The sequence below is a fragment of the Acaryochloris sp. 'Moss Beach' genome (genome assembly GCF_021497025.1).
Classification (GTDB): Bacteria; Cyanobacteriota; Cyanobacteriia; order Thermosynechococcales; family Thermosynechococcaceae; genus Acaryochloris; species Acaryochloris marina_A.
The window spans coordinates 399091-414821 of sequence record NZ_CP071717.1 but is presented as its reverse complement, the minus strand read 5'-3'; the positions used below and the strand labels follow the sequence as shown (position 1 = coordinate 414821).

Genomic DNA, 15731 nt, shown 5'->3' with positions numbered 1-15731 from the left:
GCGTCAAAAAGAGGCTTGGAACAGACAAGCCTCAAATATCAATGCCATCATGGCAAGTAAATCCAACATCAATCGGCATATTTTCGGAAGGCGAGGGTGACATTGTGACCGCCAAAACCAAAGGAATTGGAAAGAGCAACATCAACCGTTAATTTACGGCTGGTATGGGGAATATAGTCTAAATCGCATCCTTCGTCAGGATTATCTAGGTTAATCGTCGGCGGGACTTGATCATTGGCAATGGCCATGGCAGTGGCTACGGCTTCAATACCACCCGACCCGCCCAGTAAATGACCCGTCATCGATTTTGTGGAACTAATGGCTACTCGGTAAGCATTATCACCGATTGCATGCTTAATTGCAGCTGTTTCCGTTGTATCGTTGGCATTCGTGCTGGTGCCATGGGCATTGATATAGCTGATTTGGTCAGGGGACAAGTTACTGTCTTTAAGACATAACTCAATGGCTCGGGCCGCGCCAACGCCACCAGGGGAGGGGGATGTCATATGATGAGCATCGCAAGTGACCCCATAGCCAATCAGCTCGGCGTAAATTTTGGCGCCTCGCGCTAGAGCATGCTCTAATTCTTCAATTAAGAGAATGCCAACTCCTTCTCCCAGGACAAAACCATCCCGATCGCGATCAAACGGGCGGCTGGCTTTTGTAGGATCATCATTGCGGGTGGAGAGGGCTCGACAGGCTGCAAATCCAGCCATGGATAAAGGAGTCACTGCAGCTTCGGTGCCACCACAAATCATCGCCTTGGTATAGCCCCGCTGGACAAAGCGAAAGGCATCACCAATGGCGTTAGACCCGGCAGCACAGGCCGTCACTGAACAGGAGTTAGGACCTTTAGCACCCACATGAATGGCCGTTAAGCCTGCCGCCATATTGGCAATCATCATCGGAATCATAAAGGGGCTGCAGCGATCCGGCCCTTTGGTGAGATAAATTTCCTGCTGATCCTCTAGAACTTTTAGACCCCCAATACCGGTGCCGATGATGATACCGATATCGTTTGCATTGGTATCGTCAATGGTGAAGTTAGCATCAGCTAGGGCTTGTTTGCTGGCAGACACCGCAAATTGAGCAAAACGGTCCATGCGTTTGGCGTCTTTACGATCCATATAGTCTTGTGGATCGAAGCCTTTTACTTCTCCGGCAATTTGGCAGGCATGCTTAGCTGCATCAAACCGGGTGACGGGGCCAATTCCACTGCGACCCGCAAGCAACCCATCCCAGTATTCAGAGAGGGTATTCCCTAACGGAGTGATGGCCCCCAGCCCTGTAATTACAACGCGCTTAGGCTCTAGGTTAGTCATGATGGTCACATGTGATCAGCATAGGATGAAAATATTTAGGGGTTAGCAATCGTGTTGCATGCTAGAGCATGCAACACGGTCTATCAGGATTGCTAAGCCTTTACTTTGCTTGAGATAAAGTTAACAGCAGCTTGAACCGTAAGGATTTCTTCGGCTGCTTCGTCTGGAATTTCGATATCAAACTCTTCTTCTAGAGCCATCACCATTTCCACAACATCCAGGGAGTCAGCATCTAGATCGTTCTGGAAGCTCGCTTCTGGCGTTACCTTTTCAGCATCAACACTTAATTGCTCGGCAACAATATCTTTTACTTTGCCAAAAATTTCCGACTCACTCATGGGTTCTCTTTTCTCTAAAACTACGGACTCTAGCAGAAGGTTAAATGCGGCTTCAAATGAGGCCAAATGCTTTACTTCCTTCCCTGAGCATATTTCAATGTCCTTGCTCAAAGATCAAGGCCAGGGAATGTCTGATCCAGTCTTTCAGGGTTTCAGCCATTCCTTCCATAGTAATCTGAAACCGCCCCTCTGAAAGCATCGATCTTGTTTTCTTGCTGGAGCATAAATTAAGTCTTAGCCAAGGCATGTCATGGAATTTGAGCAAAGCGGTCGGTTGCTTCGATCAAAGCATTGCGAATGCCAGGTTCTGTAATGGAATGGCCGGCATCGGCAATGATTTGCAGCTCTGATTGAGGAAGTTGCTGATGGAGTTCCCAGGCTGAAATGACGGGGCAAACGACATCATAACGGCCTTGAACAATAACGATGGGGAGATGCTGGATGCGATCGCATCCCCGCATCAGCTGATCTTCTGTGTCTAAAAAGCCCTTGTTCATGAAATAGTGACATTCAATCCGAGCAAAGGCCGTGGCAAAGGTGTCTTCACCACATTTTTCTTGCAATTCAGGATCGGGCAACAGTTTGCTCGTTGTGGCCTCCCAAACGGACCAGGCTTTGGCCGCTTCCAGTTGAATGTTTGGATCGTTACTTGTGAGTCGGCGGTAATAGGCACTGATTAAATCCTGACGCTCTTCCAGAGGAATGGGCTGGAGATAGGCTTCCCAGGCATCTGGGAAAATGTTGCTGGCCCCTTCTTGGTAGAACCATTTCAGTTCTTGATGACGCAACATAAATATCCCCCGCAAGATGAGTCCCTTGCAGGATTCAGGATGGGTCTGGCTGTAGGCCAGGGCTAAAGTACTGCCCCAACTCCCTCCGAAGACTACCCACTGATCAATGTCGAGATGCTGACGCAGGGTTTCGATATCCCTGACTAAATCCCAGGTGGTGTTTTCTTTTAGCTCTGCATGGGGGGTGCTTTGCCCGCAACCCCGCTGGTCAAACAGCACTAACCGCCATTCTTGTGGATCAAAATACTGTCGATAGACCGGATCAATGCCGCCCCCGGGTCCCCCATGCAGAAATATAGCTGGTTTCCCCTGGGGATTTCCCACTTCTTCGTAATGGAGGGTATGCAGATCAGAAACTTGGAGTTTACCCGTTGTATAAGGGGTGATGACTGGGTAAAGTTCGCGCATTTTGGAGGTCCAACAGCTATCTCTTGTCCTTCAAGATAAAAGGTCTCCCGACTCAGGACCACTGATTTCACCGTTTTGTAATGTTCAATCACAGGTAACCCGAATTCTCAGACCAACATGCTAGCGTTGCTCTAGCAAAGGCTCAGTTACAGCGAGTAATTCAGATGTCGGTCCCAACACTTCAATATGCATACTTCCCAGGATGTGTAGCTCAAGGTGCTTGTCGAGAACTATATATGTCAACCCAGGAAATAACTCAGGCCTTAGGGATTAAACTCATTGAATTGAAGAAAGCGGCCTGTTGTGGGTCCGGCACCTTTAAAGAAGATTCTCAATTACTAGAAGACACAGTCAACGCCCGCAATATTGCCTTAGCCGAACAGCTCAATTTACCCCTCCTCACCCACTGCAGTACCTGCCAAGGGGTGATTGGTCATGTCGATGAGCGACTCAAAGATGCTAAGGACAATGACCCTGACTATGTTGGTCAGATCAATAGTTTGTTGTCAGAACAGCATTGTTCTCCCTATCAAGGTAGTACTGAAGTCAAGCATCTCCTTTGGGCCTTGGTCGGAGATTATGGCTTGGAAGCTCTTTCCCTACAAGTCAAGCGTAAACTCAGCGGCTTGAAATGTGCAGCGTTTTATGGATGCTATCTTCTTAGAGCCCAACAGAGCCTCCCCTTTGACGATCCCATTCATCCCTCTTCCATGGAAAATGTTTTTCTGGCCCTCAATGCCACCCCGATTTATTATTCTGGCCGAACTCAATGTTGTGGTTGGCCCCTAGCGAGCTATGCCACCCCCCAGTCTTTTGCCATGGCGGGAGGTAGAATTCAGGACGCAATTGCAGCCGGAGCTGACTGCTTGGTGACCCCTTGTCCCCTCTGTCATCTGAATTTAGATTCTCGTCAACCTGAAGTTGAAAAATCCATTAATACCAAGCTAGGCTTGCCTGTTTTGCATTTACCTCAGTTAGTCGGTTTGGCTTTAGGGATTGAACCGCAGAAACTTGGGCTAGAAAAGCATGTGGTCTCCACACGACCCATACTAGAGAAATTAGGCATCATCTAATTAGACTGAATGTCTCTCTACAACCGGTTCTCAACCTCTTTTTTGGCTAACTCTCAGCCCCGATTGTGAGACACATTACAGTTTGAAGATACTTGACGGAATAGGTTTAGGGTTTAGGGAAACAATAATTAGCCAGGAACCTAAGGAATTTTACAAGCATCTTCATGATCTAACCCTCCTCCTTGCCGTTAGCTACCATGCGCCCCCCTCTGCCAACAATGGTTTTGCTTCCCCTCGGAACACTTTTACAAAAAGGAACGTATCGTTTAGAGCAACTGGTCAGGCATCAGGGCTTGCAGCTAACCTATGAGGGCACTCATTTACCTAGTCAGCAGCCTGTTCTGATCAATACCCTTAATCCATCCCGTCAACACCCTAAAAAAATCCTCCTACATCGCGATGCTTTCATACAAGAAGCTCAAGCTTGGCAGCGCTTAAAACATCCTTCCCTAGAACCCATCCGAGACGTTTTTGTAGATTCGGTTCTCCCCTTTCTGGTCAGGGACAAGCTACCAGAACAGACCTGGGCCATAAATGGAAAAAATCAGCCCCTATCAGAAGCGGAGGCGATTGCCCAAATCACCCAAATTGCTAACGGCTTGAACCAAGCGCATCAGCAGCAGCTTCGGCATGGAGATGTTCAACCGAAAAATGTTGTTGACCCTCCCCATACTGATCATCCGATGCTTGTGAATTGGGTTTGGCAACCCAGCAACCCTAGTTTGCCTCCTCCTCTGGTTCATGCCTATGCAGCACCTGAATCCGCTCAAGGTCAACAAACCGTTACAACCGATATCTATGGATTAGCCGCAACCTTATACACCTTGGTGATGGGGCAAATGCCGATAGCAGCTTCCCAGCGGCAACATATTCGCTTGGAAATGCATCACCCAGACCTAAGCCAGGCAACGATTGTTGCCCTGCTACGGGGAATGGCGATGCAACCTCAGCATCGCCCTCAATCTATCTCAGAGTGGATGAAACTCCTACCCAAGGCACCTTCTCCCCCTGTATCATTCCCAACAGAATCGGGTAACATAGGCGCAGCTTCCCCTTCCCTAACTGCGAAACCTGTATCCTCAATAGACTCTTCTCTTCTAGAGACCTCTCCTCCTCCAGCCTCAGAACCTCCAGCCCCAGAACCTTCAGGCCCAGCAATTCCTTACCCTTCAGAGCAATTATCTATAGCCCCTGAGACTGAGGATCTTCCGACAACACTTTCAGAATCAACAGTCCCTAGCCAGGAGCCCAGCCAGACTGTGTCAACCACTCGTCTCCAACCTTATTCCGCGCCTCCCAGATTTCCCTTCCGAGCATTAATCGTGTGTTCAGTGCTCTCAGGTGTTGTGGGAATTGCCTTTGGCCTGTTGCTACGGTTTCATTACCAGAATCAGTTCGCGAACCCGCAAGTGCCTGCAAAGGCTGCCCCGGTTCAAAATGAAGATTTTCTACCTAAGCCAGGGACGACCAGAAGGGAATTAGAAACTTTGCCCACTCCGATTGAAACACCTCTTGAGTCCCCCATTCCCTCAACTTTAGAAGAACCAACGGTTGATCCTCAGTTTGATCAGGGTGATATTGGGCCAGATCCCACCCTTCAGGACTCCGTCCCTCTTAGTCCTGATTCCCTAGGCCCGGATCCTACCCTTCAAGCGCCAATAGACTCCTATCCTGACAGCCTGGCTCCCAGCCCAGAGCCATCTCCGTTCGACCCCTTTGCTCGGCCTGATTTCTCAACACCGCTTCCATCAGAATCTCCAGAAAGCTTCCAGTAATCTCCCTTGACTCAAAATAACTTGCGGCCCCTACTCGGCTGCGGTGGAGTGGTTGAGTATTTCTAGCAGTGACGATACTTCTGATAGTTCAGAGTTCGAAAGTGTGGTTATGTTTGCATGAGAAAAGACCTCCAGGTCTCCCCGCTCAAGGGCTATCTGCCGGACTTCAGGGTGAAGAATAACAAAGGGGAAGGAGACTAAGGGAGATTCTGCGGCCATGTTCAAGAAGGGAGCAGAATCATCATCTGTATAGAGAATGACATCGGGCTGCCAAATATCTACTAATAACTCAGCTTCATCTAAAGTTGTGGTCGATATCACTCTCCACTGATGTTCATACAGCGAGTGACTAATATCAATGGGTAAGGTATTGCCGAATTGATCTAGATTGCCGTCTAGATGGAGAACGGTTAATTTTTGCGCTTTAGGAGAGTTAGAGGGGGCGAGATTTTTCTGCTTAGGGGCAGAACCATAGGTTGAAATTTTGGCTTTTAAGCAAGTTTCTAACCATTGTGCCAAGCCGGGTTGAAGTTCGGGTAAGGTTAGGCAGCCATCTACACTATCAGTAGTACGTAGACAGTCATCGGTGCTTCCTATCAGTAAGATGGGACAATCGCTATCTCGCTGTTGAAGGAGTGAAAGAATATCCCACCCTGAGCCAGTGGTAAGCAGAGTTTGTAGGATAACGGCTTGAGGCTTGAATAAGGCGATTTTCTGAGCGACTTCTGGCTCTGAACGGGCCACGACAACTTGTAAAGATTGATCAGACAGATACTGACTCACTTGTTCAATTAGATTGGGATTTGTGGCAATCAGAAGAACTAAACCTTGGGTGGTTTTAGTCTGCTGTCTTTGAAGAGGGTCTGGAGGCACATACAAGGAGAAGGTATTGCCCTGAGTCGGTCCAGAGATAAAAGAAATATCCCCTGACATCTGTTCTGCTAATCGATGGGCCAGCACCAATCCTAGCCCTGTTTTACCGAGAATGTCTTGGTCTGGAATCGTCCAAGTTTGGGGGATTTGAAAGATAAGGGGCTGCTGTAGGTGGGGAATTGGAGCACCCTGGTCGGAAATGGTAAAGATCGTCCACCCTTGCCACTGCTTAACTCCCAGTTCGATGGAGGATTGCCCTTGAGTCGCTCCTAAAGCGTTGTGCAAAAGATGTATCAGGATTTGGCGTAATTTCAGCTCATCACTTGTGATCGAGCTGAGGACTCCCTGGGGATGCCGACGAATGATGAGAGAAGCCTGATTCGCTGTGCCTTCTTCCAGTTGGTAGTATCGTTTCGCTTGTGCGATCGCATCGTCACACAGCGAATCAATATCAACAGCTGTTTGTGCTTCAGGCTGAACTTGGACAGGAAGTTGAGTTAAGTCCAGTAACGTATTGAGGATACCCATCAGATGCTGGCTTTTCTGATGAATCAACTGCACATATTGCAACTGCCGCTCAGATAAATTCTGAATGCCCTGATGACTCAGAACATTGGACAAACTCAGAATTGCCGTGAGGGGAGATTTGAGTTCATGGCTAATTTCAGCCAATAGTTCGGCACTCAATGGAGCAGCGGCAGAGATTGAATCTTGAGGGGGCAATGACTCTGTTGAGGCGGGTGGTGTATCGGATATCTCTAAGGCAGGTGAAAGTGAACTTTTTAAGTCCGAGGAAAACTTGATCGCAACACTCAAGGGGGCATGATGGGCCAGGAATTGAATTAACTTAGGCGTATCCAATAACCCCAAATATTTGCCGGTTTCATCCTCAACAATGGCCCAAGACAAGCTGAGATCTTGGGAAAAAGTTTGTAAATATTGCCAAAATTGCTTGAGAGAGTTCGTTGCCGCTACCTGCTGCAAGGGTTGATTGTGTAAATCGCCCCATTCTCCAATCGGCTGCTGAGGAGAAACAGCGTCAGGAGACTTTTGCTCAGCAATAAATAAATGAATAAATTGCGCTAGGGGAATGAGACTAGTGGGTTGCTGCTGTGCATTAACCACCACTAATTGGGATAGATCGACCCCATCGCCAGACTCATCCTCAGACTGAGCAACTGGAGATGCAGAACTTTGATGCTGGAGTATATCTAATATTTCTTGAATGGGAGTGTCAGCTTGACAGACTAATGTCTGCTGCAAAAACTCACCGACAGTTGTTTGTTCGAATAACACAGTTATCGTCTTAGTTCATGATCGGCTTGAAAGTTTGGCCAATATCGATACTGATAAAGAGATATAAAGGAGAACTTTGGGTGAGATTTGCAGGTATTAGGACGAGAAAGGATACTAAAAAGCGATGTATGGAGAAATCGAATGAAAATCTTGAGCTAGAGTGGCTGCTTGTATTATTTCATGAAATGCCAGAGTTTCTAGCAGATCGAGACTTCATAAAAAAGGATGGACTTAAAGCAGACCTAAGATGATATTGCCCAAAGAAAAGGCAAGGGGATCAAGGAGACTTTTGACCTAAGAGTTTAGATCTCAAGTTCTTGATGCGATCTCGATACTTTGCAGCTTCTTCGAACTCCAGATTTTTAGCTGATTCCTTCATCTTTGCCTCCAATTGGGTAATCAACTCTGGCACACTCTCCAAGGGTAGATCATCTGCCTGTTCATAGGCATCCTCAAGTTCTTGGGTATTGAGGCGGCGGGAGACCTCCAAAAAGGCCAAAATCGCATTATCAGATCCTTTTTTGACCGGTTGTGGAGTGATGCCATGCTTTTCATTATAGGCAAGCTGAATGGTCCGACGCCGCTCGGTTTCGGAAATAGCCCTTTCCATGCTATTCGTCAGATTGTCAGCATAGAGAATAGCTTGGCCTCGAACATGGCGAGCGGCCCGGCCAATGGTTTGAATCAGAGAACGCTCAGCTCTCAAGAACCCTTCTTTATCAGCATCTAAGATGGCTACAAGAGAAACTTCCGGTAGATCCAACCCCTCTCGCAATAAATTGACCCCAACTAAGACATCAAATACTCCCTGGCGTAAATCCCGAAGAATTTCGATACGTTGAATGGCATTAATCTCCGAATGCAGATATCGGACTCGCACGCTTCGCTCTTCAAAGTATTCCGTCAGGTCCTCTGCCATCCGTTTGGTTAAGGTGGTGATCAAAGTCCGTTCTTGGCGACTGACTCGCTCATGAATCTCAGCTAGTAAATCATCCACTTGGCCAGTTGTCGGACGGACAAAAATTTCTGGATCGATTACCCCCGTCGGTCGAATAACTTGCTCCACTACCCGATTTTCTGATAACTCTATTTCCCACTGCCCTGGAGTAGCGGACACAAACACACACTGGTTAACTTTTTGCCAAAATTCTTCGGACTTAAGGGGGCGATTGTCTGCCGCACTGGGTAGACGAAAACCATGATCAATCAGAACTTTCTTGCGAGCCTGATCGCCGTTATACATGGCCCGAATTTGGGGGACCGATACATGAGACTCATCTACGATTAACAACCAATCCTGAGGAAAATAATCCACCAAACACTCAGGTGGAGCCCCTGCTTCCCGTCCAGCCAGATGACGAGAATAGTTTTCTACTCCATTGCAATACCCAACTTCTCTCAGCATCTCTAGATCGTAGCGAGCCCGTTGGTTGAGGCGCTGAGCTTCCAAAAGTTTCCCGGCCGTTTCTAAATGTTCGACCTGTGCCTTTCTCTCCTCATCAATGGCTTCAACTGCCATTTCCAATCGTTCTGTTGGCGTTACAAAGTGGCGGGCAGGATAAACATTCAGTCCTTCGAGACTCTGTAATGTTGCTCCAGTAACGGGATCGATATAGCGAATGGCATCGATCTCATCCCCAAAAAACTCCACCCGAATAATCCGGTCTTCATAGGCTGGACCAATCTCCAGAACATCTCCTTTGACTCGAAATCGCCCCCGCCCTAAGTCCATATCATTGCGGGTATATTGCACGGCTGCCAGACTTCTCAGCAATTGCCGCTGATCAACTTCAGCTCCAACTTTGAGGGGGATTGAGGCCTTGAGATACTCAGCAGGGATACCCAAACCGTAAATACAGCTGATTGATGCCACCACAATGACATCCTGACGTTCAAATAGCGATCGTGTCGCGGAATGCCGCAGCATATCAATTTCTTCATTGATGGCAGCTGTCTTTTCAATAAAAGTATCTGTGACCGGAATATAGGCTTCAGGCTGGTAATAGTCGTAATAGCTGATGAAATACTCAACCGCATTGTTGGGAAAAAAGGAACGGATTTCGTTACAGAGCTGCGCAGCTAGCGTTTTGTTATGGGCCAGGATTAGCGTGGGTTTACCAATCTCTTCAATCACCTTAGCCATCGTGAAGGTCTTACCTGTACCCGTAGCGCCCAGCAAAGTTTGCCTAGAATGGCCAGATTGAAGGAGAGCGGTCAGTTTCTCAATGGCTTGGGGTTGATCACCTTTAGGGACAAATGGAGCATGGAGGTCAAAAGCTGTCATTAGGGCGAAGAGGTGACTGCCTCTTTATAATGCCGAATTTTTTCGATGTACGGCAGCAGCATGACATAGAACAATGAAAACCCGTGACAACTGTCACGTTCAGTCCCATCTATACAGCCTAGATTAAAGACAACCAAGGACTCATATCAAAGCAGGTCAAACAGCCCCTACATAGAGGATTCACGCTTTCTGCTTGAGTCACAGAAAGGAGTAATACATCATGTCTAAGTTCAATAAAATTTCTACCAAAGCATTAGTGATGGCATCTGTCGCCCTCGGTGTTCAAGCCGTCAGCACTTTTGGCGCATTTGCAGGGCCAGCCCTCTTTTATCGCTACGGTACGGTCCGATTAAATCAATGGGATTGTATGCGCAGAGCCACTGTTTCCCTCCGGCAGGAGGGGCTCAAGGTGCGAAAGCCAGAAGTGAATATCAACAATACCCCGTTTATATTCGCTGACAATGCCGATTATTCTGCGATTATTGATTGCTCTCAATTTGCTAAACGGTATCGTACCAATAAGCGTGTCACTGTGATGGTGAGCGGCTATGGGCGGGGGGCAAATACCCTTTCCAGCGCACTAATTGACAACATGTATTAAGCTGCTTGTTCCCAGCTATAGGTATTTAGGCCGGACTGTTACCTAAAAGAGCAATCCTGGCCTAAATATAACAATCAAAGAAATGACTACTTCAGTAGACTTTCCCCCCGTCGAAATAGTTCACGAGCATAGTCAGTCCAAGTCCCCTGGCCCCAATACCGGAAACAGCTCGTTTCTACTAAGAGGACATAGAGTAAAGCTTCCTGGTAATCAGCCTGTTGAGTAGTGGTTGGATCAGCTTGGACTAATGGATCATATTTCTGATGAAACAAGGCGCTCAACTGATTCATGGGTTCGAGAACATTCTCATACCCCTTCACCCAGCTCAAGTCGTCCGTCCAAGAGGCCCCATCCATATGGAACTGATGATCGGTAGCTTGTAGCTCTTGAATCGCGGTTTCAACCTTTTCCGGGCTAACCGTGTCAGTCCCAATCTTGTTCCAAATCTTATATTGGCCCACCGCTTGGCAAGTGGGATAATCGTCTGGACTTACGCCCGCAGCATCCAATAGCTCTAAATACTCCGTACCATGGATGCCCGCGACACCAGATCCTTGATTTTTCAGCTCATGCCAAACGGGCTGGTAGTCACGAGCGAATTCATTCATCATTACGCCCCCATTTTCACCATCGGCGATTTGGGTCACACAAGAGGGGACTGAGATACCTCCAATTTCTTGGCGTCCCCGACCTTTGGCCTCGTGGTAAGGCTGCATTTGAGCAACAAGCTTCGTATCAGAACCTTGAGTTTTGATCAAAGCGGTGATGCTGATGGTCTCGCCTTGTGAGTTGCGGGCTACGAGCTGATTAGGAATGTACTTATCGTCATGCCATAAGTCTGATCCATCTAGGCGCTCAACAGAATGTTCTTGTACCATCAGCCAACGATAACCACATTCTTTCAGAGCTTTGATGTATTCAAAGAGGGTATCGGGATGGTTAGGCAGATGCATTTCAGGGGGAGAAAACCCTTTGACCCGTTTCAGTGCTTCATCCCCAAACAGGCTGGCAAAATACTGCTGCCATGCCTGAATTTGTAATTTTAAATCGGGGATGGGTGTGGAAGGTGCAACAGCATGACTCCACATGGTGCCCAACCACTCAACATAGGGTTGATATTGAGGATTACAAGTCAGCTTCTTCAGATTATCCAGAATATCGTTCCGACCCATCTGATGGAGTCCCCACAGAAGGTTGCCGGAGTAATCCAGCATAATTCTTGGAGAGCAGCCAGCGCTTACCAATTCAGGGATAAAATCTCCCATTCGGCTGTAACACCAGGCAAAAACTTCAGCGTTATGGTTATCACCATCGCCAGGATTCTCAAACATATGCTGCAGGTTGCTGATCAATGCTCCCTCAGAGCCGGCTGGAATGGTGGGCTGGTGCATATGAAGGGCACAAGCAAAACTGGAGTGAATGTTCTCTAGCCGTAGATCAGTAGTGGGTAAATAAATCGGTTCAGAGTGGTTCGCCAGAGCTGCTAGTTCTGATTCCCGACCTGTGAGATTGGGTAACAGAGACTGAAGATCATCTTGATGAGAATCAGGCGATGGTGCAGTTGCAATCATAAAGGCTTAATCCTTGCAATAGTGAGGATTTCGATCAATTCGGAAGATTTTCCTGTCAGATGATAGATCACTCTTTCTGGAAATAGGCTTAAGCTCAGCTAAATTCTATAAACAATTGTCAGGATTCTGAAAAGACCGACTTTCTACGCCCAGCATCTGTATGCACGTTATTGAAAAGACTTCCTTTTTGTCATGGGTCTAGGGACTGGATATTGCTGTAGTGATTAGTGTCAAGACACGACAACTTCCCCAATGTTAACTATGTATCGTTGCAATAACTATTCTCTTAGTAATATGTAATTGGATTTATGGATGCAGCAAGGTTTGATAGTAAAAAAATATTCCCAAGCTTTGTCTTTAACAGACATACTTGCATAAAAAAAGTAAGATATCGCTGATATAGCTTATGGGGCCTCTAGTTTCTCTGATTCATACCTAGGCCGAGATAATAGCTTTATTTTTTACTATTGGTATTTATCTCATAAGTTCAGGATGAATTTGAATCTTAATAATAGGCAGTTATTTCTTCTTTTTTGGATTAGGTGAATGGTGGCATTTTTTAACTAATGAAATTGCTCATTATTCGATTGTTCTAAATTTCATCATTGATGAGGGTTTTTATGCAATCAACATTTAAGTTTTTACCATTGCAATTTAGTTGGGTTGCAATCCATCCCAAGCCTGTGGGGGTTGTTCAATTTATTGGTGGTGCTTTTTTTGGGTCATTCCCCACCATCTTTTACCGATTTCTCCTACAAAAGATCTATGACCAAGGATATACAATCATTGCATTGCCTTATCGATTCACATTTCGCCATTGGTCTGTTGCAATCGGATTAGTGCGTGAGCAAAGAGCTCTCCGTCAAGCCATTCTAGATGAGGCGAAACGTCGAGACTATGATTATAAAATTTATGAAGAGGATCCCAAGTCAGCAGCTAAGAATTATTTTTGGTTGGGACATAGCTTAGGGAATAAATATATAGCTTTACTCGAGCTATTGACGGATCTAGAAACCAAGTCAGAAAAAGAGATCTTAGGAGGCTGTGTTGGACGGGATCAGTACCAGGAACTTGAAGATCGATTAAATGGGGTGGATTTCAAAGATATTTCTCTATTGAATCAGCCTTCTATACTGATGGCTCCAGCTATTACGGGCATTGAAAGTGCGATACCAGTAAAAGCAGTTGCTGATTTTGTTAAACGTCTGGGCTTAGATGTTAAACCCAGCGTAGAAGAGACCTATTGCCTCATAAAAGAAAGTCAATTATTCGGTCTTATGGGGTTAATCTCTTTTACAAAAGATAAAATTGCTAAAGATACCGTTGACTGGCTGAAAGCTAATTTACCCAATAAACCTACCAAAATGAGAGAGCTGGAAGGTGAACATCTCACACCTATGGGTTATCGCCAGGGCGATCCTGCCCTTGTCGAGACTGTACTTGAATTTCTGAAGGCCCTTTAAAAGACTGCGCCAGACTTTGTAGTTTCTCAATTAAGCGGCTTTATGGGATTGAAGTTTTCTAGAGCCGCTTAATTATATTGAATCGATGACATTATTGATGAATCTCAGGCCTGAGGTTGAAATCAACTTGCATCAATTTTAGAAATGATGTCCCCCATGATGTACCCGGAACTTTTTCCAGTGGCAGTGGCGCTTGAATTTCACGATTTTACGTCCATGGCGATAGAAAACGACAGGGCGCTTGAAGCATACCCACTTTTTGCGCCAGCGTACTCGACGCAATTTGCGTCTTCCTCGCCAGCGATGATGAGATACTACTAATGTACTTTGAGTTTGTTCTGCAGCTTCTGATTGTTGCCCAACCGACGATGAAGAGTAAGCATTAGCTTGGGGGATAGCAAGTGTGGTTGTGGTTGCTGCCATTAGACCTAGCAGCGTAACTTTAATTGGCTTTAGCATGATAGATTCTTCCAACAGAAAAATAGAATAAGAACGTTGACTGATTTGCCAGAGATATATTAGATGAAGTGATACTAGAGTCTCTATTTCTTATTAATAGAAGAGCAATGAACTTGCTTCTAATCTGTTTATCTCTCTTTTCCTAACTTATCGGTAAAGGCCAATGAATCATCCGATTTGGATCACATGAACAATGTGATACTTTCTGCTTGTCAGCGTGATCTTACTGAGTTTTTAGTTCTGGATCTATCGTCATAGTTTAATCTCAGAGAGATATTGAGCTATATGCTAGTAAGTTTGATCTGCAAGATCTCTAGATTTAATTCTTCCGTTAAGACTATTGTCCCGTCCCTATTCTTAAATCAGACTATGAATGAATTATTAGATATTTCGTGAATCTTGTAGGCAGCATATTTATTGAGGATGGGGTATTCTTTTAGGATTTAATTAATTCAAGAGTTGTATGCCTTGTTTTTAGGGATTGAATGATATCAAGGTTTGAATGAGGTAAATAAACAATCTTGGAGAGAAATGATTTTTTAGTGAAAATATAGCAAGAGTGTTGAAACTATGCCTGAAAATAGTTTTTAATCACCAAAAGAATGCTTATGTCAAAGTCTTTGTTAGGTACACCTGAAAATCATAATTGTCTGAACCGGACTAAAGTGAAGTTTATCCATCTTCGTTTTTTGTCCTGAGATCTAGAACTTTGGTACTACTCCAATCCGGTTCTTTAGATCCATACCAATTTGGGAAATGTGATCCTTTCGGTCATAGTAGTGCTTTTCTTATGATTAGAGCGTTGGGAGCACTTATGCACATACATCACCCAACATCTCCAAACAAGAGGTTTTTTAGTATGAAATTCCGTGCTGTTTATTTACTGGCTGCCCTACCGCTATTACTCCCAATAGGTAATGGTTTGACTGTTGCGACCGAATCTTTGTTTCCTAGTTACGCAATTGCACAAGAAACGACTGAAAAACCGAATAAGGAAGAATTTAGAAAACGTCGACGAGAGCAGTTCCGCCAGCAACTGAATCTTAGCCCGGATCAAGTCTCAGAAATCGATCAAATTCGGGAGCAGAATAAACAGGATAAGCAAGCAAAACGAGAAGCTTTGCGAGCGGCTAAAGACAAAATTCAAACCTTGATGGCTAGCGATGCATCTGATGATGAATTGAGAGCGCAACATCGAATTTTACAAGATTTGCGCCGTGACATGGGTGAGGCCCGATTTGAAACTAAACTAAAGATTCGACAAGTTCTCACTCCTGAGCAACGAACTAAAATGGCAGAGCTAAAGAAGCAAAGGAGAGGCCGTTGGGGCCGCCGACATGGCCGCCGACATCACGGGCCAGAAAACTCTCAAGCGAAATAACGCCACAAACTTACACCGAATTCCCAACCAAACGCAGGTTGGGAATTCTGGTTATTGGAGTAGTTAATAGATCTTCTTACTCTGCAAACCTATAGG

Annotated in this window: 12 protein-coding genes; 5 read left to right on the top strand and 7 right to left on the bottom strand. The window is 45.8% G+C overall.

Going from position 1 to position 15731, the window contains the following annotated elements; genetic code table 11:
* Positions 1 to 68: 68 nt before the first annotated feature.
* The 3 genes from fabF to pip form a co-directional block, all read right to left on the bottom strand.
* Positions 69 to 1322 carry a beta-ketoacyl-ACP synthase II gene (gene fabF, locus HRE53_RS01960; protein ID WP_212661986.1) on the bottom strand — a complete coding sequence of 418 codons (1254 nt, stop codon included), beginning with the start codon at positions 1320 to 1322 and terminating at the stop codon, positions 69 to 71.
* 92 nt (positions 1323 to 1414) lie between these two features.
* Positions 1415 to 1660 (bottom strand): acyl carrier protein, encoded by a 246-nt coding sequence (acpP, locus tag HRE53_RS01955; RefSeq protein ID WP_212661985.1) that lies wholly within the window; start codon positions 1658 to 1660, stop codon positions 1415 to 1417.
* 248 nt (positions 1661 to 1908) lie between these two features.
* Positions 1909 to 2859 carry a prolyl aminopeptidase gene (gene pip / locus HRE53_RS01950; protein WP_235108872.1) on the bottom strand — a complete coding sequence of 317 codons (951 nt, stop codon included), beginning with the start codon at positions 2857 to 2859 and terminating at the stop codon, positions 1909 to 1911.
* Positions 2860 to 3023: 164 nt separating this feature from the next.
* Between pip and HRE53_RS01945 the strand changes: the two genes are divergently transcribed.
* Entirely contained in the window at positions 3024 to 3932 is a 909-nt protein-coding gene (locus HRE53_RS01945) for a CoB--CoM heterodisulfide reductase iron-sulfur subunit B family protein (RefSeq protein WP_235108871.1), read from the top strand.
* A gap of 218 nt (positions 3933 to 4150) precedes the next feature.
* Positions 4151 to 5707 (top strand): protein kinase domain-containing protein, encoded by a 1557-nt coding sequence (locus HRE53_RS01940; RefSeq protein WP_235108870.1) that lies wholly within the window; start codon positions 4151 to 4153, stop codon positions 5705 to 5707.
* A gap of 30 nt (positions 5708 to 5737) precedes the next feature.
* Here the strand turns inward: HRE53_RS01940 and HRE53_RS01935 are convergent, their stop codons facing one another.
* Together HRE53_RS01935 and uvrB are read right to left on the bottom strand one after the other, a co-directional pair.
* Positions 5738 to 7876 (bottom strand): hybrid sensor histidine kinase/response regulator, encoded by a 2139-nt coding sequence (locus HRE53_RS01935; RefSeq protein ID WP_235108869.1) that lies wholly within the window; start codon positions 7874 to 7876, stop codon positions 5738 to 5740.
* A 277-nt stretch (positions 7877 to 8153) separates the two neighbouring features.
* Positions 8154 to 10160, bottom strand: a complete 2007-nt coding sequence (gene uvrB / locus HRE53_RS01930) for an excinuclease ABC subunit UvrB (RefSeq protein ID WP_235108868.1) — start codon at positions 10158 to 10160, stop codon at positions 8154 to 8156.
* A 220-nt stretch (positions 10161 to 10380) separates the two neighbouring features.
* On the opposite strand from uvrB, the gene HRE53_RS01925 reads away from it, so the two are divergent.
* Complete coding sequence (locus HRE53_RS01925; protein WP_235108867.1) at positions 10381 to 10761, top strand: hypothetical protein; 381 nt, start codon at positions 10381 to 10383, stop codon at positions 10759 to 10761.
* 86 nt (positions 10762 to 10847) lie between these two features.
* Here HRE53_RS01925 and HRE53_RS01920 read toward each other — a convergent pair whose 3' ends face one another.
* Positions 10848 to 12332 carry a glycosyl hydrolase family 57 gene (locus HRE53_RS01920; RefSeq protein ID WP_235108866.1) on the bottom strand — a complete coding sequence of 495 codons (1485 nt, stop codon included), beginning with the start codon at positions 12330 to 12332 and terminating at the stop codon, positions 10848 to 10850.
* A gap of 620 nt (positions 12333 to 12952) precedes the next feature.
* Between HRE53_RS01920 and HRE53_RS01915 the strand changes: the two genes are divergently transcribed.
* Positions 12953 to 13795, top strand: a complete 843-nt coding sequence (locus HRE53_RS01915; protein ID WP_235108865.1) for a DUF1350 family protein — start codon at positions 12953 to 12955, stop codon at positions 13793 to 13795.
* Between the two features lie 138 nt (positions 13796 to 13933).
* Here the strand turns inward: HRE53_RS01915 and HRE53_RS01910 are convergent, their stop codons facing one another.
* Complete coding sequence (locus tag HRE53_RS01910; protein ID WP_235108864.1) at positions 13934 to 14254, bottom strand: hypothetical protein; 321 nt, start codon at positions 14252 to 14254, stop codon at positions 13934 to 13936.
* 859 nt (positions 14255 to 15113) lie between these two features.
* Between HRE53_RS01910 and HRE53_RS01905 the strand changes: the two genes are divergently transcribed.
* Positions 15114 to 15635 (top strand): Spy/CpxP family protein refolding chaperone, encoded by a 522-nt coding sequence (locus HRE53_RS01905; RefSeq protein ID WP_235108863.1) that lies wholly within the window; start codon positions 15114 to 15116, stop codon positions 15633 to 15635.
* The last annotated feature ends 96 nt before the right edge of the window (positions 15636 to 15731 follow it).

Excerpts from the sequence above, each read along its gene's own strand:
- HRE53_RS01910 (WP_235108864.1), bottom strand. The coding sequence starts at position 14,254 with ATGCTAAAGCCAATTAAAGTTACGCTGCTAGGTCTAATGGCAGCAACC.
- HRE53_RS01905 (WP_235108863.1), top strand. The coding sequence starts at position 15,114 with ATGAAATTCCGTGCTGTTTATTTACTGGCTGCCCTACCGCTATTACTC.
- pip (WP_235108872.1), bottom strand. The coding sequence starts at position 2,859 with ATGCGCGAACTTTACCCAGTCATCACCCCTTATACAACGGGTAAACTC.
- HRE53_RS01915 (WP_235108865.1), top strand. The coding sequence starts at position 12,953 with ATGCAATCAACATTTAAGTTTTTACCATTGCAATTTAGTTGGGTTGCA.
- HRE53_RS01940 (WP_235108870.1), top strand. The coding sequence starts at position 4,151 with ATGGTTTTGCTTCCCCTCGGAACACTTTTACAAAAAGGAACGTATCGT.
- fabF (WP_212661986.1), bottom strand. The coding sequence starts at position 1,322 with ATGACTAACCTAGAGCCTAAGCGCGTTGTAATTACAGGGCTGGGGGCC.
- HRE53_RS01945 (WP_235108871.1), top strand. The coding sequence starts at position 3,024 with ATGTCGGTCCCAACACTTCAATATGCATACTTCCCAGGATGTGTAGCT.
- uvrB (WP_235108868.1), bottom strand. The coding sequence starts at position 10,160 with ATGACAGCTTTTGACCTCCATGCTCCATTTGTCCCTAAAGGTGATCAA.
- acpP (WP_212661985.1), bottom strand. The coding sequence starts at position 1,660 with ATGAGTGAGTCGGAAATTTTTGGCAAAGTAAAAGATATTGTTGCCGAG.
- HRE53_RS01920 (WP_235108866.1), bottom strand. The coding sequence starts at position 12,332 with ATGATTGCAACTGCACCATCGCCTGATTCTCATCAAGATGATCTTCAG.
- HRE53_RS01925 (WP_235108867.1), top strand. The coding sequence starts at position 10,381 with ATGTCTAAGTTCAATAAAATTTCTACCAAAGCATTAGTGATGGCATCT.